This is a genomic window from Winogradskyella tangerina, from assembly GCF_003260205.1.
Lineage (GTDB): Bacteria > Bacteroidota > Bacteroidia > Flavobacteriales > Flavobacteriaceae > Winogradskyella > Winogradskyella tangerina.
In genome coordinates, this window is record NZ_QERF01000003.1 from 248,276 (window position 1) to 269,958 (window position 21,683).

A 21,683-nucleotide genomic window follows, 5' to 3' on the forward strand; every position below is an offset into this window, starting at 1 on the left:
CCTATTTATCAATTTCGAAATGAATCTCCGTACCTTTATTTAGCTTGGTATGATGGGAAATAAAAATTGGCTGGTTATTAAAGTCGGCCTCAATCAACCAACTTTGCCCATTAAAATAAGATTTGGTTACTGTGGCCTTAAATTCTAAATGATCTACAACCTTCAATTGATGTGCGTAATATATGTTATCATTAATCACTGAAAACTCGCCGAAAAATGAAGCGATCAGAGGTGTTTTGGGATGATTATATAGTTGATTTGGCGTGTCCTTGGCGATGATACTTTTTTGATGAAGCACGATCATTTGATCAGCAAAACCGAGTACGTCATTTTTATCATGACTAGCAACAATACAGGAAATCTTCTGTTCTTTTAAATAGTTAAAAACACTTCGCCTAAGAGACTGTTTCTTAAAGTTGTCGATATGGCTGAAGGGTTCATCGAGTAATAAGATTTCGGGTTCTTTAGCCAATGCTCTTGCTATGGCAACGCGTTGTTTTTGTCCACCACTAAGATTCTTAACTTTCGTTTTTGCGAATGCTTCAAGCTCTACAACTTTGATAAGCTCTTGGGTACGTCGTTTTTTTTCTTCAGGATAAAATCGTGAGAGATGCTTGCCAATATTGTCTTCCACAGTAGTATAAGGCATAAGATCGAATTCTTGAGACACATACTTCATAAAATCATAGCCCACCACTAAATTAAATTTGGGGCCTAATATTTTGGTGTCTTTCCAATGGATCTCGCCTTGTTCCGCATCAAATTCGCCATAGATCAGTTTCAACAATGTGCTTTTTCCTGAACCGCTTTCACCAATGATAGCTAAATTTTCACCAATATCAACAGTAAAATTCAGATGGCTAAGCACATCGGTTTTAGAGTATCCAAACGATAAATTTTTTATTTGAAGCATACTGCAAAAATACCACAAAAAAACCGCTTGATTTCTCAAACGGTCTTTGTACTAATTCTTTATTTCGAACTATTTCTTAACGAATCTTCGTATGATTTGCTTACCATTAGATTCTATTCTTAAAACGTAAACACCTTCTTGAAGGCTTGAAACGTTAAGTTCGTTATTTAATAATTTTTGATTGTAAACACGCTTACCAGTCATGTCGAAAACGGTCGCGATCTTTTCCGTCAAATCTGCTGATGTTTTAATGATTAACACATCATCAACAGGATTTGGATACAGCGTCATATTGGTTAAGGTTTCATCCTCTACGCTAAGAGGTGCAGAACCTTCAACGATTGTATGAGCTGTATTGATTGCTGGGTTAAGGATCTCATCGATCTCTCCAGAAGGCCAATAAATAGTGATCTTGGTAATTGACGTGTCAGACCCAATTCCAAAATGCGTATTTAATGAACTCATAAACTCAAAACCATCTCCACTTCTTACATCACGAATCTGAGTACCTGAAGGTGTGGTGAGTACAACTCTTGCCCCAATTCCATTTCGGTTACTGTAGTTAGGCGTTACGTGAGCCATTCCTACGGTATGAATTTTCACCCAATTATGATTGGTGTTTTTCTGATTAAAGTAAATATTACCACTATAATAAGCATCGATGTAGCCATCATTATTGAGGTCACCGAAACTACCATTTTTATAATTGAGCTGAAGCGACTCAGCATCTTCAAACGTCATATCACCCTTTCCATAGGCAATAGTACCGTTGCTAATAATATCTAAATTCCCATCGTTATCAATATCATGAACAGCATTTTCCCATCCAGTAGGTGAAGTTATTCCAGACAATGGAACTTGCGTAAAAACATAATCATTGTTTGGATTTCCGTCATCAGAAAAACCACTGTTTTCCATTAGTTTATGTGTGCCTGAACTAGCACCCACAAAAACATCCATATCGCCGTCATTATCGAAATCTCCCCATGCAGAAGACCAAGTTTGCATTGGATCTGCTAAACCAATGGCGGCAGCGTTTTCAGTATAAGTACCATCACCATTATTCGTGTACATGATGTTAGTTCTTCGGTCAACTGAACCTCCACATTTGGCAACAAATAGATCTATATTTCCGTCGTTGTTGTAATCGATCCAAATTGAACCATAATCACCACCAGAAGGATAGTTTCCAAGCTCAAAAGGTGCTCCGGGTGTCACGTCTGATTGATAAAAATCGAAATTTCCAGTACCATCATTTATAAAGTAAACGTTTGGTTCTACATCATGACAGACGAAGGCATCTAAGTTTCCATCGTTGTTAATGTCTACAAAATTTGAACGTTGTGAAAACACATATTGCGTAGTTGAATATTCAGTAAAACTTGTACCATCGTTACTTGCTTTCATAAAAGTAACACCACTTCCGGCGCCATAAAGTATATCGGTTTTACCATTAGCGTCATAATCTGCCGCCGCGATACTCCAGCTTGGTAAATAGTTAGCTGTTGGGGTTCCGACATTAACGCTTGTAAATGAACCATCAGGGTTTTGTCTCTGAATATTAACATTAGTCGAAGTCACACCCACAATATCATCTAAAAAGTCACCATCCATATCAACAATCGCTGTAGCATAAGAAGCGCTTGTGTTTAACGAAATAGACTGCTGTACGAAGTTTATTCTTGATTGAACTTGCGTTGTAAAAGAATATGGTCCGGAGTAGTTTGAAGTTTCACCAGGGCAGTTAGCTCTTACATAAAAATCATAAGAGGTATTAGATGATAAACCGCCAAGGTTATAACTTGGACTATTAAGATTGTTTACTACGTTCGCACCTAATCCTCCAGGCAAGAACCCAGACGCACCCCATTCTAAGCTCCATTGACCTGCGCTTCCTGCTTCTGTCCAGGATAAATCAGCACTTGAAACACTTACGTTGTTAGCGACAAGATTGGTTGGACTTGGGCATGAATTTGGTGTTTGAGACATAATGATTGGTGATGTGAAGCAAAAGCCATATCCCCAAGATCCATCGTCGTCATAAGAAATTCGATATCTGAAATTAGCCAATTGATTAGCTGTAAAGCCAGAGATATCCAATATAGGATGATCTAAGCTAAAAAATGCTCCATTACAGTAATTTGAGTTTGGCGCACCAGTAGTATCCGAATCATAAGTTGGCCCCCAACTTACCCATTGAGAAGCATCTGCATCCCAATAATCAAGGGTAAATATTTCGGTTTGATATACGTTAAACACGTAGTTCACCTGAACCTGAATCCAGGTTTCTCCACCATTAAAAGCGTTAGTTAAATTTATAACCGGTGATTCTGCTGCTAAAACATTATCTGACCCACTTTGAGCATCGTCGTCATCAAAAGAAAAATTAGACGAAGAGGTTGTAGGATCTTCATAAAGATAGTTAGCATCATAAGTACCAGTAATTGACCAATTACCATTTGGCCAGCTGGCGTTTTGATTAAGTATCTGTGCTTCACTTATGGTAAACATAAGAAGGGCAGCAAAGATCAAGGTAATTTTTTTCATGTTTTATGTGTTAATCGCAATTATTTAAAGAGTTTATCCACTCATCGATAAGTCTGATACCTTCCTCATGGTTAATAGATCTACCAAGCAAGGGCATTCTAAAGGTCTCGTCGGTGGTACTTATCCTGTAAAATAGTATGGATAAGTCGGTGTCATTTGGTTTTACAATATAAGAATTCGGTATGAATTGAGTGTCTGGCTCAACGCATACACCTATGTTTTCAATATTAGTGGTAAGGTTATTTGCAAACCTCATTGGCCTGTAATTACAGTGACCCTGATCTGAATGACAATGCGCACAATTGATGTCTAAGTAAGAACGCACTCGTGATTCTAAGGGATATGATTCGTCATCCCAAGCCACAACTGTATCAATTGCGCCAGGAACATTATTATTTAAATATCCAATTTCAACTAATTTTTGTAATTGGTTTGCGATGCCTTCTGTATAGTCAAAAGATCGATTCAGGTTTTGTGGTTTCATTCCAATTGGAGATGGATCATCTAATTGGTTATGGCAGGTGAAACATTCTGCTCTTGAAGGAATACGATAATCTGTAGATTTAGGGTTGTTGTCTTCAAGCCAATTCAAATTAACGATGCTCCCTTGATTTGAGAAAAAGGCTTCCGTTTGTTCTTCGTTCCAGATATAGTTGGCAAAATCCCATTCATCGGCCTTCTTGTACATCAGTCTTGTTTCGAGAAGTCGTGTGGTGTTACCCGGTTGAACATTATTGTAATAAAAGTTCTTTATAAGTATAGTTCCTTCAGGAAAATCGAGCGGCTCATAATCTTCAACATAATTTGCTTTTACTCCATTTGGCATCCAGATGAAGCGTTTCTTATTTGCATAATCACTAAATAATGGTGAAATAAGGTCGTATGGTACAACGCCAAAAGTTGGATTGAGGTCTTTTAATTCACCTTGAAAAAAATTATAAGCCGAAAGTGTCTGGTGCGGTGTGTCGTTTTCAAAAATATTAACAACGGAAAGCGTCGTGATATTAACCGTTACATTTTCGGTATAACAGTTATTAGAATTATCGCATATGGTATATTGAAACGTTTCTTCACCTACTATATTAGGATTTGCTACATATAACATGTAATCGTCACTAGGATTATTAGGTGTATTGTTATTTTGAATTTGTATGGTTCCGAGAGCAGCAGCACTAATAGTTAGGGTACCATTTTGAGGTATGTTGCTGTCATTGGCAAAAATGAAGATTTCCACCTGAGAATTTTGCGTTAATACAGCTGTATCAGCATTTGTTTCTGTAGCCAATGTTGTTGCATTGTCGTCCTCACTACTACAACAAAATAGCAGTGTAAGCACAACTAAAATGAAATTAAGAACTTTGTGTTTAATCATATGGTTACTAGCGACATTAATATAACAACTGAGACGCAGAAATCCCTACTTTTATCAAAAGGGACGTAAATCTAAGGTTTTTTCTTTAAATCGTTTATAATCAATAAAAAAGGATAAACGGCCTATTTAAAAGCGTTATACTTTAATAGAAAATAACGCTTCAATATTTTAAATCTGAAATATTTATTGAATCCAAAATACAGATAGAACAACCACATCGGCGCAAGCATAGCAATCGCCTTATTCTTCTTGTATAATGCAGGCTTAAGCTTTACCAAATACCTAAAGTACTTTTCAGGAGTCATTAAAAAACGAATGGCGCTACCAACGGGGCTTTTAATCTTTGGAGGTTCATAAGAAATTCCAACCTGATTGGTTCCAACATTTTGATAAAATCCGTGACTAAGCGTATCTAAAAACTTCAATTTTTTAAAGCTTTGGAATAACCCAACTTTAAGGGCAATTTTCGACATGGCAACCTGCATCATTTCTTCGGAATAGCAAATAGGCTGCAATCGACTTAAAAGCTCCTTGTGATGTTCAGACATTTGCTCTTGATGAGCTTTTATATGATTATCGTACAACCATTTTTCTTCAGGCTTATGATACTCAAGCGTGTAACCATCTGCATCGAGACTATAATCTAAAGCGCTACCGTGATCGGCTGCAGAAAATTGCTCATACAACTGCATATTCGCCATTATAATATGATCGTTATAATCTGGGTACGGCATTAGGGAGAAATTAAGCCCGTAGCGTTTGGTCAATGGCTGAATATCGTAAATTTCGTTGAGGCCAAGGTAATAACCAGTTACAGGAATTTTTTCATCAAAAAATGTGTAAATAGCTTCTTGCATGGTACCGCCCCAACCAATGTCTGCCAAATGAATGCCTTCATTTTCAATATCCGCACCAAAAGATTGAATATAAGTTTCGAAAGCTTTTCGACTTTCTGATCTATGCTTGTCATAATAGTTCAAAAAGCTCTTGTTCTGTTTTAAGCTTTCAAAAATTGAAGAACTAAAGAATCCTTCAACACTAGCCTTTCCGTCAACATTAAGATCATTTATGATACTTTCTCTTAATTCATCGGGGCAATTAACAGCGATTAAAAAATCCTCTGTTGAGATATTGCTGTACTTTTTACTTAAAAAAGTGAAAGGTTCCTTCTCAATATCTTGTAATGACATTTGAAGCGCTGCATGTCGCGAAATTTTTAAGTAATGCGTTCTAATTTTGTGATCGCTTCGCAAGGCAGTAAATTCTTGATAGGAATCGAATAATTTTTTGAGATATTGTCCTTCCCTTGATAAGAAAAACAGGTCTTTTATGTTCTTTCTTTTAGCCGTTTCATATAAGCGCTCAGCAAAAATGTGATAGAAAATAGCGTATTCAGTAAACGGTATTGCTGAACCTCTTTTACATTTATTATAAAGCGCATTGAGAACAGATCTTAATTGCTTTTTATCGTTACCGAAATTGTTTCGCTTGTTTTTACGGGTATATTTTTTATGAGGTAAAAGGTAGGCACTAAGACCACTTTTAATAGCATTGCTATAATCACTTCGCTCATTATCACCAATCATCATGGCTTCTTTAGGATCGACATCCAATTCTGAAAGAACGGGTTCGTAAATCGTTCCTGAATATTTGCTCAACTCCGAAGATGAAGAAGTGTAAATGCCATCAAAGAGATCGATGATGCCGTGATGTTCTAATAGTTTTTCAAACAGTGAAATAGAACCATAAAAATCTGATATCAAATAAACTTTTCCTCCGTTAGATTTAAAATACTTTATGGTGTCGAGGACTTTTTGGTCTAAATACTGAACACTAGCTTCGGCTCTGGCGTCGGCGATTTCAAAAAGAGCGATAAATTCTTCTTTTGAATCAGTAGAAATGATCTCATCATTAATAAGGCGTTTGCAGACTTCCTCCTTCAGCCTCTGATATGGAATCTCATCGATATCCTTTTTTAGTTTCTTCTCAAGATACTTTACCGATTCTTGTCGGGTAAAATAGAGGTTGTCAATGGACAACGTGAGTCCAAGTTCGCGGATAATCATTTTAGCCCAAATACGTTGTACATAATTTGGGTGAACACGCCTGTGTACTATGGTGTCATAGTAATCCGTGAAAAGAAATTTTATTTGCTTTTCCTTAAGCTGTTTATGAAGTTGGTTAAGTGACAAAACATTCGATTTGGTTAATAGCTAAAGGGGTGTTACCCTTTTATTTTTTCTTTGGTTTTACTTGGTAAGACATCAAATCCCATATTATAAAGGGTGAAGCCAAATACATCCGCTTGTTCTTCTATGATTTTGCTTGTTGGTTTTCCAGCGCCATGACCAGCATCTTTTTCAATTCTGATCAAAGTAGGATTTGTACCCGTTTGTTTACTTTGTAGTTCAGCTGCAAATTTGAAACTATGCGCTGGCACAACGCGATCATCATGATCACTTGTGGTAATCATGGTTGCAGGATATTCTACACCTTCATTAACATTATGAACCGGCGAATAACCTTTAAGATACTCGAACATTTCTTTATTGTCCTGAGCTGTACCATAGTCGTAAGCCCAACCTGCACCAGCGGTAAATGTGTGATAACGCAACATGTCTAAAACACCAACAGCCGGAATGGCTACTTTTACTAAATCTGGTCTTTGGGTCATAGTTGCACCAACCAACAAACCACCATTAGAACCACCTCTAATAGCTAAATAATCTGATGAGGTATAGTTGTTTTCAATTAAATATTCACCCGCTGCGATAAAATCATCAAATACATTTTGCTTTTGCATTTTTGTTCCGGCAACATGCCATGCTTTACCATATTCGCCACCGCCACGAAGATTAGCAACAGCATAGATTCCGCCTTGCTCCATCCAAACGGCATTTGTAATACTAAATCCTGGCGTTAATGGAATATTGAAACCACCGTAACCATAGAGAATTGTAGGGTTTTTGCCATTAAGTTCTAATCCTTTTTTATGCGTAATGATCATCGGTACTTTGGTGCCGTCTTTTGAGTTATAAAAGATTTGTGTACTCACATAATCCTCAGGATTGAAATCAATTTGAGGTTTACGGTATAACTCTGAAGTTCCATCTTCAATATCATATTTGTAAATGCTACTTGGAGTTACATAATTTGTAAAGGAATAGTATAGTTCAGCGTCTTCTTTCTTTGCGCCAAAACCATTTGCGCTACCAACACCTGGTAACTCTATCTCTCTAATCATTTTTCCGTCGTAATCGTACTGTAAAACCTTAGATACAGCATCGACCATGTACTTGGCAAAAAAGTAACCTCCACCCGTAGATGGTGTCAAAACATTTTCAGTTTCAGGAATGAAATCTACCCAGTTTTCAGGACTAGGGTTTGACGCATCAACTGTTACGATCTTTCTATTTGGCGCATCTAAATTGGTCATTATGTAGAGTTTAGACCCTACATTTTCGATAATATTAGAATCTGAATCAGTATGCCCAAGAATTTCAACTAATGGAGTGTTCGGTACAGTTAGATCTTTGATGTATAGCTTATTTCCTGAGGTAGAGACTCTCGGTGTAATAACCAAATAGCGATCATCTTCAGTTACACCACCATAAATGTAGCGGTGTTTTTCTGCTGGAGTGCCTCCGTATATAATGGCATCGTCAGATTGTGCGGTGCCTAATTTATGATAGTATACCTTGTGCTGATCTGTTTTTGCTGATAATTCACTGCCTTCTGGTTTGTCATAACTAGAGTAGTAAAACCCTTCGTTTTTATACCAAGACATTCCGCTGAATTTAATATCCACCAAGGTGTCTTCAATGATTTCCTTAGTTTCGGCATTCATTATGAGAATTTTGCGCCAATCGCTACCACTTTCAGAAATGGAATAGGCAAGGGTTTTTCCGTCCTTGGAAAAGCTTAGACCACCTAATGAGATTGTACCGTCTTCTGTGAAAGTATTAGGATCTAAAAACACTTCTGCTGTTGATGGGTCAGCCCCATCTTTATATCTGTAGATCACAAATTGATTTTGTAATCCATCATTTTTGCGGAAATAGGTAAAGCCCCCTTCTTTGAAAGGCGCTCCAATTTTTTCGTAATTCCATAGTTTAGTAAGACGCTCCTTCAACTCTTCGCGGTAGGGAATATTATCTAAGTAACCAAAAGTAACTTCGTTTTGAGCTTTAACCCATGCTTCGGTTTCTTCACTTCGGTCGTCTTCTAACCATCGGTAAGGATCTGCAACAGCAACATCAAAATAGGTATCAACCGTATCTACCTTTTTGGTTTCAGGATAATCTACAGAAATAGGTTTCACGTTTTCAGATTCGTTTTTACAGGAAACAAAAATACTTAGCGCAAGTGTAATTAGGAGTAGTTTCTTCATAATTAGGTTTTTTTGAAAAATAACAACGTTAAATTCAAATATAAGTATTAATCAAATCTGATATTATCAAAAATGTATTAAAACTTACGGTAAATCGGGACGGCAATATAAATAGAAATATTGCTGAACAATTAATTATTTAGTTGAAATACAAAAAATTACCGCTATTTAGAAACCTCTAAAAAACTAAACTAATGCCTCTTTTACTAAAAATTCAGCAATTTGAACGGTATTTGTCGCTGCACCTTTTCTGAGGTTGTCGCTCACAATCCAGAGATTCAGGGTATTTGGTTGAGAACCATCTCTTCGAATTCTCCCTACGAAAACATCATCTTTACCATTGGCGTACATCGGCATCGGATATACGTTAACATCAAGGTCATCTTGCACCGTTACACCATCCGTTTCACTCAGAATTTTACGAACCTCATGTATATCGAAATCATTTTCGAACTCTACATTTACAGCCTCACTATGCCCGCCTGCAGTAGGAATTCTTACGGCTGTGGCTGTAACTGCGATGCTTCTGTCGTCTAGGATTTTTTGGGTTTCCCGAACCAATTTCATCTCTTCTTTGGTATATCCATTTTCTTCAAAAATATCACAGTGAGGAATTGCATTTTTGTGAATTGGGTAATGATAAGCCATATCGCCTTTTTTACCAGCAATTTCATTTTCTAATTGCTCAACAGCCTTAACTCCTGTACCAGAAACAGATTGATAGGTTGAAACTACAATGCGTTTTATTTTATAGGTCTTGTGAAGTGGCGCTAATGCCATTACCATTTGAATGGTCGAACAGTTTGGATTAGCAATAATCTTATCGTCTTTTGAAAGCTGAGCGGCATTGATCTCGGGAACTACCAATTTTTTTGAATGATCCATTCGCCATGCCGAAGAATTGTCGATAACTGTTGTGCCAACCTCTGCAAATTTCGGAGCCCATTCAAGCGACGTGCTTCCTCCAGCAGAAAACAAAGCAATATCTGGTCGTTTTTCTATTGCGGTAGGGATGCTAATGACTTCATGCGCTTTGCCCCTAAAATTAATTTTCTTACCGACTGATCTTTCAGATGCTACCAATAATAATTCATCTACAGGGAAATTGCGTTCCTCTAAAACATTGAGCATTACATTCCCTACTAATCCTGTTGCGCCTACTACAGCTACTTTCATTTCTATTTATTAAAAAATTATCCCACAAAACTAAGCAAAATCACCTCCTTATTTTAAAGAAAATGAGTGGATTTAACAACAAAAAACAAATTGTTAATTATTTAACTAATTAAGGGTTTTTCAAAAAAAAGAACCCAAGCCATTGGCCTGGGTTTGGTTAATAATATGTAATGTAGCGGTGTCGCTAAACTTTATTATTTCTTAAGAGAATCTCTGATCTCTGTTAATAGATCAATCTCAGATGGACCTGCTGGTTCTTCTGGAGCTGGCTCCTCTTTCTTTTTCATCTTGTTAACACCCTTTACAACAAGGAACATTACAAAGGCAACAATGATAAAGTCGATCACATTAGTGATAAAAGTACCGTATTCTAAAAATACTTCTCCTACCATTTCTCCATCTACCATTTCTCCATCTTTTAATTTATACTTCAGGGCTTTAAAGTCTGAGTCGAAAATTAACCCAATTAACGGAGAAACAATTCCTCCTGTAAACGCAGTAACTACTTCTTTGAAAGCAGCACCCATTACAAAACCTACTGCAATGTCAACAAGGTTACCCTTCATTGCAAACTCCTTAAATTCTTTTAACATGATTTAGTGTTTTATGGTTATTATCTGTTAGTTAGGATACTAAAATACACAAAAAGTCACATTATGTTAAAAAAATCTTAAGAGGAGATAATTTTTCTTTTAATACGCTGAGAGATGGCGGTTAATATTTCATAAGAAATTGTACCTGAAGACTCCGCTAATGTTGAAGCTTTTTTTTCGGCGTCAAATAAGATGACTTCATCGCCTTCCTTGCATTCAATATCGGTGATATTAACCATGATCATGTCCATGCAGACATTGCCAATAATTGGTGCTTTATTTCCATTTATAAAGACGAACCCATTTTCATTACCGTAGTGTCTTCCCAAACCGTCGGCATGGCCAATCGGTATCGTAGCCGTCTTTTCAAAACCTTTGGAAGTATAAGCTCTATTGTAGCCAACAGTTTCACCTTTCTCGATCATATGAATTTGGGAAATAACTGATTTTAAACTGGCTATTGGTTTAAGGTTATTGTCTTCAGAAGCGGAATTCCCGAAACCGTAAAGTCCGATACCACAACGTACCATATCTAAGTGCCCTTCAGGGTAGTTGATCACACCCGATGTATTACATAAATGAAGCCAAGGTTTATAGGCCATTTTTACCTCGAATTCTTTAGCTGTAGCTTTAAAACTATTAATCTGGCGATTTGAAAATTCAGTTTCATTTGGATCTTCACTAGCTGCTAAGTGCGAAAACAACGATTTAGCGACAATAGCTGATGTTGCTTTTAATTTCGAAACAATATAATCCACATCGTTTTCCCAAAACCCTAAACGATTCAGACCTGTATTGAATTTAATATGAACAGGATAATCCTTTTGTTTTTGCTGTTCTGCCACTGCAATGAATTCATTCAAAACTTTAGCATTATAAATGCTAGGCTCTAAACAGCGTTCAATAATCGTTTCAAAATTTATAGGTTGTGGATGTAATACAAGTATTGGTGTGGTTATGCCTGCATCTCTTAGCAGTACACCTTCTCTGGTGTAGGCTACAGCAAAATAATCAACTTCAAGTTTTTCGAGATGGTTGGCAATTTCTACGGCATCGCTACCATAGGCAAAAGCTTTAACTACAGCGAGAAATTTTGTGTTGGACTGTAATTTAGATGTTAAATAATTGAAGTTGTGAGTTAAGGCACGTAAATCAATTTCAAGAACTGTTTCATTAGCTTTTGGCATCCGAATTTTTTTCTTTGGGTTTAACCTCTTCGGCATCTTGCACCTTCATTTGCCTTACTTTATCTCTCAGCATACTTTTATAAAAGGCTGCACGGCTGAGTGGCTCATATTCATCAACCTCACCAAGTAAGACCAGATCATCGCTTTTTGCTTTTCGATAACTGTATTGTGCAAGGTTTCCGGTTTTTGTGCAGATCGCATGAACTTTGGTGACATATTCAGCAGTAGCCATGAGGTAAGGCATGGGGCCAAATGGATTGCCTTTAAAATCCATATCTAAACCAGCAACTATAACTCTAATCCCTTTATTAGCTAGGTCATTGCAAACTCTAACAATTTCGTCATCAAAAAACTGGGCTTCGTCTATACCAACCACATCACAACCATCAGCTAGAATAGGAATATTTGCGGCTGCAGGAACAGGCGTAGATCTAATTTCGTTGGAGTCGTGAGATACAACCATCTCATCGTCGTACCTAACATCGACTGCGGGTTTAAAAATTTCAACTTTTTGTCGGGCAAATTGTGCGCGTTTTAATCGGCGAATAAGTTCCTCGGTTTTTCCAGAGAACATCGACCCACAAATCACTTCAATCCACCCAAATTGTTCTTTATGATTTACCGTATTTTCAAGAAACATTTCGTAATTTTAGCACTAAAACGTAGTAATAATTCGTTTGTATAAAGGTCAATCAAAAATATTAAAAATCAAAAGTAATTAAGATGAAAAAGAAATTAGAATCAGAATTAATAAGCATTGCGCACAGGATTCTAAAACTTGGAGGTAGAGAAGATGTTGATAGAATGCACGAAGAGGTTGCTAAACTCTACGAGAAACTTACTGTTTTAAAATTTGCCCACGAGAATTTTGAAGACGATATGCCAACAATTGGTAATGATTCGTCATTTTTTGATATGCTAGACACTGCTTTTAACAATAAAGTGAGTGATAATATTGAAATAGGTAACAAAACTTACGTGAATCTAGATGAGCGTGAAGATGATGACATTATGGAACCCGTAATGGAAACCATAAAAGATATGGTAGCTCAAATGCCAGAAGAAACACAGCAAGTGGATGTGATGATCGAGGAAGCGGTAACCGAAGAAAAACCAACAACCATAGAGTTTGAAACCATAAGCCCTGATTTTGCTGAAATCCCAGAGTTTGAACCTATTGAAGAAGCTCAAAAACGTGAAGCATCCGAAGCCAAAAAGTCCTTGAATGATAAATTAAAAGGGAAAGGCTTACAAATTGGCTTGAATGATAAACTGGCTTTTATTAAACACTTGTTTGAAGGTAAAAATGAGGATTACGACCGCGTAATTTCTCAGATTAATACTGCCAATACTTTGGATGAAGCCCGACAACTCATTGATGAGATGATAAAACCGGATTACAACAATTGGGAAGGTAAAGAAGACTACGAAGAGCGCTTTATTGAGATTGTTGAAGGTAAATTTAGTTAATGCGTATAAAACAAATTATATACTGGTTGACCACAGTTTTACTTTGTGGCACCATGTTATTTTCGGCCACCATGTACTTCACAAAAACAGACATGGTAAAGGGCTTTTTTGAAAGTTTCAATTATCCAACATATATCGTCATTCCTTTAGCCGTATTAAAAGTCTTAGGTGTTGTGATGATTTTATGGAGAAGTAGTAAATGGCTAACAGAATGGGCCTATGCTGGTTTTTTCTTTGATCTGGTATTGGCAACTGCGGCACATTATTATGCAGGCGATCCTATTTTTGGAGCATCTTTAATAGGCTTAATACTAATCTTTCCGTCTTATTTCTTAGGAAAATATATTAGAGATTAATAATTGAGATAGATATAACCACCTATAGGATTTTCAAATCCATTTATTTGTAAAACATAGAAATAAGTGCCAACGGGTAAACGTCTTGAAGATTCCGGGAATCCCATATTAGCTCTACCATCCCAAGTATTCAAGTAATTACTAGCCTCATATATTTGTGTGCCATTTCGGTTGAAAATCTTTAGCACATTATCTGGATAACTTTCTATACACGGAATGACCAACACATCATTTTCTCTGTCTCCATTAGGCGATATACCTTGAGGAACCAACAAACAATTAGAGACATCAACACTTGCATCGTCTTCGTTATTTGAAGGGTTTCTATCAGTTTCATTTAAGTTGATCAAACTAGCAATGTTTAATAAATCTATAGCAGAAACTAAGTTTACCGTTAGGTCTAGTGTTGCTGAAGCCTCAGGATTTAAAACCGGAATTGACCACACCAGATCCGTTTCATTAAAGGTGCCTAAACTTGTTGCAGCTGAAACAAATTCATATCCATCTGGCAGCTGATCACTAATTTCAATTGCCGTACCTTCTGTGGTTCCGTTGTTTACAGCCGTAATAGTGAAAGTTACTTGTTCTCCAACTATAGCCTCAGTGGGTTCTACGGATTTTAAAACCTCAATATCTACATCAGAAGTATCAACAAGGACATCTAGTGTGGCGCTGGTTTGTGAGACATCAATATTATTAGTGTTAGTGAAGTTTTCAAAATTATTCAGATATGTACCACCAATATTTGATGTGACGATCACCGAAAAAGTGCAGCTATCTACACCTTCAGGAAAAATAAGGTCATTCACACCTACAAAATCGTCTCCGATATTGCCTATAAAATTGGTCGTACAACCATTAGATTCCACCCAGTCTGGTTCAGAAACCAAGAATAATCCTTGAGGTAAATTATCGGTAAACGAAATATTATTTTGCAACGGACTATTTGCAACATTAAATACTGTAAAAACTAACTCGCTCTCATTACCTTCAAAAATCGAAGTTGGTAAAAAGAATTTATCGAGCACAGGTGCAATCACCTGAATACTGTTAATAGAAATATTGGTTTCGGGCGTTATTTCTTCATTATCTGAGGCGCTTGGAAAGGCCTGCGCGGTGTTATTAAATGCGCCACCAAAAATTGGAGCCGTAACCGGAATACTGATACTTATTGTAGAGCCGGCATCCATTGTTGGGATAATTCCTGAAATCGTATTACCATCTACTTCAAAAGTGGAAATACATGTTGCATTTCCAGAGGTAACAGTACAACTTGGAACTCCATTAATCGTAAATACCGGATTTAAGAAGTTTTCAAACAAAATATCAATAGCATTAGAACTTGTTGCGCTATTGCTAATATCAACGATCCAGTTAAATGATTGTCCGGTATCAATTTGGGTTAGCTCAGGAAATGTTTGTACCACCAAATCAATACAAGGCGCAAAAAAGGTGTTTACTTCGGCACTATTATTTGTGGTAATGGGTTCGGGGATACCACTTACAAAATCAACTCTTACGATGTTGGTACCAACAATTGGAGTTAAAGCACATTCTGGTTGCCAGTCAATGACCACTGTGAAAGTTACAGAACTATTAGCTGGGAGCAACCAATTTTCCTCTGGTGTTATTTGCCAAAATGTATCAAAAGTTCCGTCGTCGGTTATACCATCAAAAGTAACACCAATATTAGCGTTTACTATATCAGAACACGATGCGCCTCCGGTAGTTCCGGTACATTCAACGCTAATTAATGTGGCTTCAATAGGGACACTGTTCGCGCCAGGAACAGGCATATAGTCTTGTAACTCTATGAACTCGTCGGTGTCGCCATCGTTGGTTACAACAATCTCATAGACAATCTCTCCCCATTCTGCTGTATTTTGCGGAGTTTCACCAATTGGGATAGCCGGACTTATTTGAGTTTTTTCAACTTGTATATCCGATAAATCCTGAATATCACACTGTTCTGCTGGAGGAAATAATAAGATATTCGAAAAAAAGTTGTTTGCTATGTTAGTATCAACAATCTGCGAATCGATAATATTAGTACCACTGCGAACAAGTGCCTGAATCACTTCAGGTGAAAGCACACAGTCTGGTTCAATAAATTGAAGAACCGTTTCAATGGTTATTGTCGTATTCGGCTCAAGGACAAAATCACTACTTACCCATATTTGCCCATTATCTGTTAAGGTGAAATCATTGCAGGTAACAGCACCTGTTGTTCCTAAACAATTAATTGAAATGATATCCCAAGTTAGAACCGACAAATTCTGTAGAAAGAAGCGAATGGGCGCTGCTGATGGCCCATTATTACAGACGGTGGTTTCCAGGGTTATATTTTCATTATAAGCGAAAGTCGCCGTAATTGGATCAATGACCTCGGTTTCTATACAGATATCGGTTTCAGCGCACGGGTCTGCTTCGAGCAAAATTGTATCTACAAAATTTGAATTGTTAGGCGATACATTAGCGTGATTTAATCCAATTTCAATAGCACTAGCCACTTCGATCGTGGCTGGATCTGGCGAACATGAAAAATTAGTAAAACGATAAACCAATTGAAAAGTAAGACTCCCGCCCTCAGTAAATACAATTTCGTCATCAAATAAAAATAATGAAGGCGCTGTAGATAAATTTGGAGTTGTAATTGCTGCAGAAGTGCCTTGAATATTTGAAAGGTCTGGGCAACTGGTACCGTTTGTTCCAGAGAGACATTCCATTGAAATAAACTCGGCGAAAGGTTGACCATTATCAAAATCTGACTGAAGAATCAGTTTACCTTCAATAAAACTTAAAGGAAAATCAATTTCACTATTATTAGTAATGGTAAATTGATAAGTGACCTCATCACCCCACATATTAATTGCCGTACCAGGCGAAGGCTGAATTTGTGTATGGGTTACCACAAAATCGATGACAATATCCAATACATCTATGGAAATGATGGACTGGTTGTTATTGGAATTGACATCTGTAGTGCCATCAGGAGGGCTGACAATGCCATTAGCGGCAATGCCGCCCAAGGTTGGAGGCGCTGTTACTAAAACCAATAATTCAACACTCGAATTATTTGGCATGCTTGCTATGTTGGCCGTTAAAACATTATCCGTAAGATCAACAACAGATATATTAGAAGCTCCATTACTATTATTTTGAGAGGTCGTTGATATTATCGTGAGGTCTTCGTCAAAATCAACCGAAAAGCTGGCGTCATTTACTGAATTTCCGGAATTTAAAATGGTAATAACGTACTGAAAATCTTCAAAAATATCCACCTGAGAAACCGGATTTCCGCCCAAATCTTGAGCCTCTATAGCAATAGACAAATCTGTGGTTTGAGCAGATAACACAAAAGCGTTGAGACAAAAAAGTAAAAAGAGATAGGATAATTTTGGCATTAATAGCTTTTTATTTTTAAGATACAGAATTTTCTGAATGGTTGCGTAAAGAAATTCAAAAGGTTGTAAATTTGATTAGAAAGAATACTAAATATGAAGTTATTTTTAGTGCCTACGCCCATCGGAAATTTGAAGGATATCACCTTTAGAGCTGTTGAGGTATTGAATGATGTTGATCTCATTTTGGCCGAAGATACCCGAACTTCAGGAAAACTTCTTAAGCATTTCGAAATTAGTACACCCATGCAAAGCCATCATATGCACAATGAGCATAAGACGGTAGATGGCTTAATTCAAAAGTTGCAATCCGGGTTATCGATTGCAGTGATCAGTGACGCCGGAACACCCGCTATTTCAGACCCAGGATTTTTACTTGTAAGGGCCTGCGTTGAAAATAATATCGACGTGGAGTGTCTGCCGGGCGCTACAGCTTTTGTGCCAGCTCTTGTAAATAGTGGCTTACCCAATGATAAATTTGTATTTGAAGGCTTTCTTCCTGTAAAAAAAGGACGCCAGACCCGCTTGCTATTACTTGCTGAAGAAACCCGAACTATGATCTTCTATGAAAGCCCGCATAAGCTCATTAAGACTCTAGGAAACTTCTGCGAATATTTTGGAGAAGACCGATTAGTATCCGTATCTCGCGAGTTAACTAAACTTTACGAGGAAACCATCAGAGGAACGGCGAAGGAGGTTTTAGAGCACTATACTAATAAACCTCCAAAAGGAGAGATCGTCATTGTGGTTGCAGGTAAAAAATAGTTGATCATTCAGAAAATTTTGAAGAAGCTTTTAGACGAAATAAGCCAATGTGCCATTTGTAAAGCGCATTTACCCTTGGGACCAAGACCTGTTGTAACTGCGCACCCAAATTCAAAAGTGGTAATAATTGGGCAAGCACCCGGAACCAAAGTACACGAATCGGGAATTCCATGGGATGATCAAAGTGGAAAAAAGCTCAGACAGTGGCTTAATGTTACTGACGAACAATTTTATAATACAGAGAACTTTGCAATAATTCCTATGGGTTTTTGTTACCCAGGGAAAGGTAAAACAGGCGATCTGCCACCACGACCCGAGTGTGCACCACAATGGCATTTACAATTGCTAGAAAACATGCCTAATGTTCAACTTATAATTTTGATTGGCAGTTATGCACAGCACTATTACTTGAATGATAAAAAGACTTTAACCGAACGCGTTGGAGATTATATATCTTATCTTCCTAAATACTTTCCTATACCTCATCCGTCACCTACCAATCGATTTTGGCGCGCCAAAAATCCATGGTTTGAAGAGTCTATTGTGCCCGAGCTTCAAAAGGTAACGAAGAACATCCTTGGGTTAGACTCTAAAAATCTAAAGATCTAATCGTCTAATGATCTAACAATCCAATATCTAGTATTTCGAGCCGTCGTGCTTCCCTTTTTCCCAGCCGTGTTTACCTAAATATTGATCGGCACTCTCAACAGCACCGGTTTCAATATCGGTACCCATAGAATCGTTCCAACGGTTGAGATACCCGAAGAGTGAGATCACGCCCAGCATTTCAACAATCTCACCCTCGTCCCAATGTTCGTATAGGCGCTTCTTAATATCAGCATCGACTGCATTTGGTACCATTGAAGCAGCCAGGCTAAAGTCTAACGCAGCACGCTCCGCATCAGAAAAAGCAGGGTGCGTTTTATAATCCCAAATATTATCAAGTTGTTCTTGTTCAGCACCATAGCGTTCTGCCGCTCTAATAGCATGAGCTTGGCAATAACGACATCCGGTTGCGTTACTACTAACCCAAGCAATCATCCGCTTTAAGGCAGAAGTAACCCTTCCTTCATTGGCCATTACGGCTTTGTTCAAATTAATAAAGGCTTTACTTATGGCGGGTCTGCGCTGCATGGTTAATACTGAATTTGGACAAAACCCAAGGGTTTCGTTAAAAAATTCTGCTAATTCTTTGGTTTCCAGATCGTGCTCTGGAGATAATGGAGTTACTAAGGCCATTTTATTATTTTAAAAGTTAGAAGTATTTAAAGTTTATAAAGTTAATAAGTAAAAATGGATAACAGGTATTAAAGTTAAGTTTGTATTGACCGTGGACTTTAAGTACTTTAGACACTCAAAACTTTAAGTACTTACAAATGGCAGATAAGATCATTACACATTGGCAAGGAGGATTGACTTTTGAATCGGATAATCCAAGCGGAAAAAAGGTGATCATGGACACTGATATTGAAGGGCAAGATGAACGTTATGGCTTGTCGCCAAAGGCTATGATGTTGTCATCTCTTGCAGGCTGCTCGGCTTTAGATGTGATTTCTATATTAGATAAAATGAATGAGGAAATTGACGATTTTAAGATTGAAGTTACCGGAGAACTCACCGATGAACATCCCAGATACTATCATTCCGTTGACGTAGAATATCACTTTTACGGATCGGAACTAAATAAGAAAAAATGCGAACGCGCTGTTAACCTATCTGTTGAAAAATATTGTGGTGTTATGGAAATGTTTAGACGATTTGCTGAAGTAAAAACAAGTATTGTCTATCATATCGGCACCAAGCTAAACATTTAGTTTATATGCGTTGGACTCTCAAGCCAAAACCAGAAAATTCAAAAGTAGAGACCTTAAAAAAGGAACTTCAGGTAGATGATATTGTTGCTACCTTGCTTGTGCAACGCGGTATTGAAACCTATGAAGCTGCTAAAACTTTTTTTAGACCAAGTTTTGATGATTTACATGATCCTTTCTTAATGAAAGATATGGACAAGGCAGTATCTCGAATTGAATTGGCCTTAAATCAAAATGAAAATATTTTGGTTTATGGCGATTATGATGTTGATGGTACTACTGCTGTGGCGCTTATGTCTTCATATCTAAAAACAAGAACAGAAAACATTGCTACCTACATTCCCGATAGATATGATGAAGGTTATGGTGTGTCTTTCAAAGGTATTGATTTTGCGCACGACAATGATTTTACACTTATAATTGCTTTAGACTGTGGTATTAAGGCCATTGATAAGATCGCTTATGCTAAAGAAAAAGGCATCGATTTTATAATTTGTGATCATCACCGACCTGGTGATGAGTTACCAGATGCTGTGGCCGTTTTAGATCCTAAACGAGAAGACTGTAGCTATCCCTTTGATGAACTTTGTGGTTGTGGTGTAGGTTTTAAATTAATTACTGCTTTGGCCAGTAAACAAGGGCATTCGGCCGAAGACCTAACAGAATATCTCGATTTGGTAGCGACGGCGATCGGCGCGGATATTGTTCCTATTATTGGGGAGAATAGAGCACTCGCATTTTTTGGATTGCAAGTCATAAATTCAAATCCTAGAGCAGGAATAAAAGCGATTATCGCTGAGGTAAAAAAAGAAGAATTAAACATAACTGATGTTGTTTTCATTATAGCTCCGCGAATTAATGCGGCTGGAAGAATGAAACACGGCAATCATGCGGTTGCACTTTTAACCGAGAATGATTTAGATCTTGCTTCGAATTACGCCGTAGATATTGAGCAATTTAATTCAGATCGTAGAGAAGCAGATAAACAGATCACGGAAGAAGCACTCCTTCAAATTGAAAAAAATAAGGAGCAAGATCGCTTTACTACCGTAGTTTATGACGAATCTTGGCATAAAGGCGTCATAGGAATTGTCGCTTCGCGCCTAACAGAAACCTATTACAGACCCACATTGGTATTTACGAAAAGTGGCGACAGGCTTGCGGCTTCTGCACGTTCAGTTAAAGGGTTTGATGTTTATAATGCACTTGGAGAATGTTCGGAATATATTGAACAGTTTGGCGGTCATAAATATGCCGCAGGATTAACTTTACTTCCGGAAAATTACGAGGCCTTTAAAGCGAAGTTTGAAGACGTCGTGAAAGCAACTATTGACCCAACATTGTTAACACCTGAATTGAATGTGGATATGGAGATCAATCTCAATCAGATTGACCATCGCTTATATCGAATTGTGCGGCAATTTGCACCCTTCGGACCTGGAAATATGACACCTGTATTTATGACGCAAGGAGTTAAAGATACGGGTTGGGGTAAATGTGTTGGTGAAGATGATAAGCATTTACGGTTTACCGTTACTCAATCTTTTGACGATAAAATAGTTGCTATCGGTTTTGGATTAGGTGAAAAACTTGATCTGATAAAAGACCAACAACCATTTGATGTCGCCTATACCATTGATGAAAATCACTGGAACGGTAATGTGAGTTTACAATTGAAAATTAAAGACCTTAAAGCATAGAT

Annotated in this window: 17 protein-coding genes; 6 read left to right on the forward strand and 11 right to left on the reverse strand. The window is 37.5% G+C overall.

What is annotated here, in order from left to right:
• Nucleotide 1: 1 nt before the first annotated feature.
• The 9 genes from DDY94_RS06660 to DDY94_RS06700 form a co-directional block, all read right to left on the reverse strand.
• Nucleotides 2-913, reverse strand: coding sequence for an ABC transporter ATP-binding protein (locus DDY94_RS06660; RefSeq protein ID WP_111683268.1), 912 nt, complete (start codon nucleotides 911-913; stop codon nucleotides 2-4).
• 69 nt (nucleotides 914-982) lie between these two features.
• The gene (locus tag DDY94_RS06665) at nucleotides 983-3,460 is read right to left on the reverse strand and encodes an FG-GAP-like repeat-containing protein (RefSeq protein ID WP_111683269.1); all 2,478 of its coding nucleotides are present in this window, start codon (nucleotides 3,458-3,460) and stop codon (nucleotides 983-985) included.
• Between the two features lie 10 nt (nucleotides 3,461-3,470).
• Nucleotides 3,471-4,832, reverse strand: coding sequence for an Ig-like domain-containing protein (locus tag DDY94_RS06670; protein ID WP_111683270.1), 1,362 nt, complete (start codon nucleotides 4,830-4,832; stop codon nucleotides 3,471-3,473).
• A gap of 122 nt (nucleotides 4,833-4,954) precedes the next feature.
• A complete protein-coding gene (locus tag DDY94_RS06675) occupies nucleotides 4,955-7,024 on the reverse strand; it encodes an HAD family hydrolase (RefSeq protein WP_157957266.1) in 2,070 nt (689 codons plus the stop codon).
• A 32-nt stretch (nucleotides 7,025-7,056) separates the two neighbouring features.
• A complete protein-coding gene (locus DDY94_RS06680; protein WP_111683272.1) occupies nucleotides 7,057-9,222 on the reverse strand; it encodes a prolyl oligopeptidase family serine peptidase in 2,166 nt (721 codons plus the stop codon).
• A gap of 186 nt (nucleotides 9,223-9,408) precedes the next feature.
• Entirely contained in the window at nucleotides 9,409-10,398 is a 990-nt protein-coding gene (locus tag DDY94_RS06685; protein ID WP_111683273.1) for an aspartate-semialdehyde dehydrogenase, read from the reverse strand.
• 194 nt (nucleotides 10,399-10,592) lie between these two features.
• The gene (gene mscL, locus DDY94_RS06690; RefSeq protein ID WP_111683274.1) at nucleotides 10,593-10,991 is read right to left on the reverse strand and encodes a large-conductance mechanosensitive channel protein MscL; all 399 of its coding nucleotides are present in this window, start codon (nucleotides 10,989-10,991) and stop codon (nucleotides 10,593-10,595) included.
• Nucleotides 10,992-11,068: 77 nt separating this feature from the next.
• Complete coding sequence (gene alr, locus DDY94_RS06695; protein ID WP_111683275.1) at nucleotides 11,069-12,178, reverse strand: alanine racemase; 1,110 nt, start codon at nucleotides 12,176-12,178, stop codon at nucleotides 11,069-11,071.
• Nucleotides 12,165-12,818, reverse strand: a complete 654-nt coding sequence (locus DDY94_RS06700) for a thymidine kinase (RefSeq protein ID WP_111683276.1) — start codon at nucleotides 12,816-12,818, stop codon at nucleotides 12,165-12,167. Before DDY94_RS06700 ends, alr begins: the two co-directional genes overlap by 14 nt.
• Before the next feature lie 83 nt (nucleotides 12,819-12,901).
• Here DDY94_RS06700 and DDY94_RS06705 point away from each other — a divergent pair, with 83 nt between their 5' ends.
• Nucleotides 12,902-13,648 carry a hypothetical protein gene (locus DDY94_RS06705; RefSeq protein WP_111683277.1) on the forward strand — a complete coding sequence of 249 codons (747 nt, stop codon included), beginning with the start codon at nucleotides 12,902-12,904 and terminating at the stop codon, nucleotides 13,646-13,648.
• The gene (locus DDY94_RS06710; protein WP_111683278.1) at nucleotides 13,648-14,004 is read left to right on the forward strand and encodes a DoxX family protein; all 357 of its coding nucleotides are present in this window, start codon (nucleotides 13,648-13,650) and stop codon (nucleotides 14,002-14,004) included. Before DDY94_RS06705 ends, DDY94_RS06710 begins: the two co-directional genes overlap by 1 nt.
• On the opposite strand, the gene DDY94_RS06715 is transcribed toward DDY94_RS06710, so the two are convergent.
• Entirely contained in the window at nucleotides 14,001-17,408 is a 3,408-nt protein-coding gene (locus DDY94_RS06715) for a DUF7933 domain-containing protein (protein ID WP_111683279.1), read from the reverse strand. The genes DDY94_RS06710 and DDY94_RS06715 overlap by 4 nt on opposite strands.
• Nucleotides 17,409-17,501: 93 nt before the next feature.
• On the opposite strand from DDY94_RS06715, the gene rsmI reads away from it, so the two are divergent.
• Nucleotides 17,502-18,170: a 16S rRNA (cytidine(1402)-2'-O)-methyltransferase gene (gene rsmI / locus DDY94_RS06720; RefSeq protein ID WP_111683280.1), complete on the forward strand. Its 669-nt coding sequence runs from the start codon at nucleotides 17,502-17,504 to the stop codon at nucleotides 18,168-18,170.
• A gap of 18 nt (nucleotides 18,171-18,188) precedes the next feature.
• Nucleotides 18,189-18,779, forward strand: a complete 591-nt coding sequence (locus DDY94_RS06725) for a uracil-DNA glycosylase family protein (RefSeq protein WP_111683379.1) — start codon at nucleotides 18,189-18,191, stop codon at nucleotides 18,777-18,779.
• Between the two features lie 27 nt (nucleotides 18,780-18,806).
• Here DDY94_RS06725 and DDY94_RS06730 read toward each other — a convergent pair whose 3' ends face one another.
• Entirely contained in the window at nucleotides 18,807-19,409 is a 603-nt protein-coding gene (locus tag DDY94_RS06730; protein WP_111683281.1) for a carboxymuconolactone decarboxylase family protein, read from the reverse strand.
• A gap of 137 nt (nucleotides 19,410-19,546) precedes the next feature.
• Here DDY94_RS06730 and DDY94_RS06735 point away from each other — a divergent pair, with 137 nt between their 5' ends.
• Nucleotides 19,547-19,984: an OsmC family protein gene (locus tag DDY94_RS06735; protein WP_111683282.1), complete on the forward strand. Its 438-nt coding sequence runs from the start codon at nucleotides 19,547-19,549 to the stop codon at nucleotides 19,982-19,984.
• 5 nt (nucleotides 19,985-19,989) lie between these two features.
• Complete coding sequence (gene recJ, locus DDY94_RS06740; protein WP_111683283.1) at nucleotides 19,990-21,681, forward strand: single-stranded-DNA-specific exonuclease RecJ; 1,692 nt, start codon at nucleotides 19,990-19,992, stop codon at nucleotides 21,679-21,681.
• The last annotated feature ends 2 nt before the right edge of the window (nucleotides 21,682-21,683 follow it).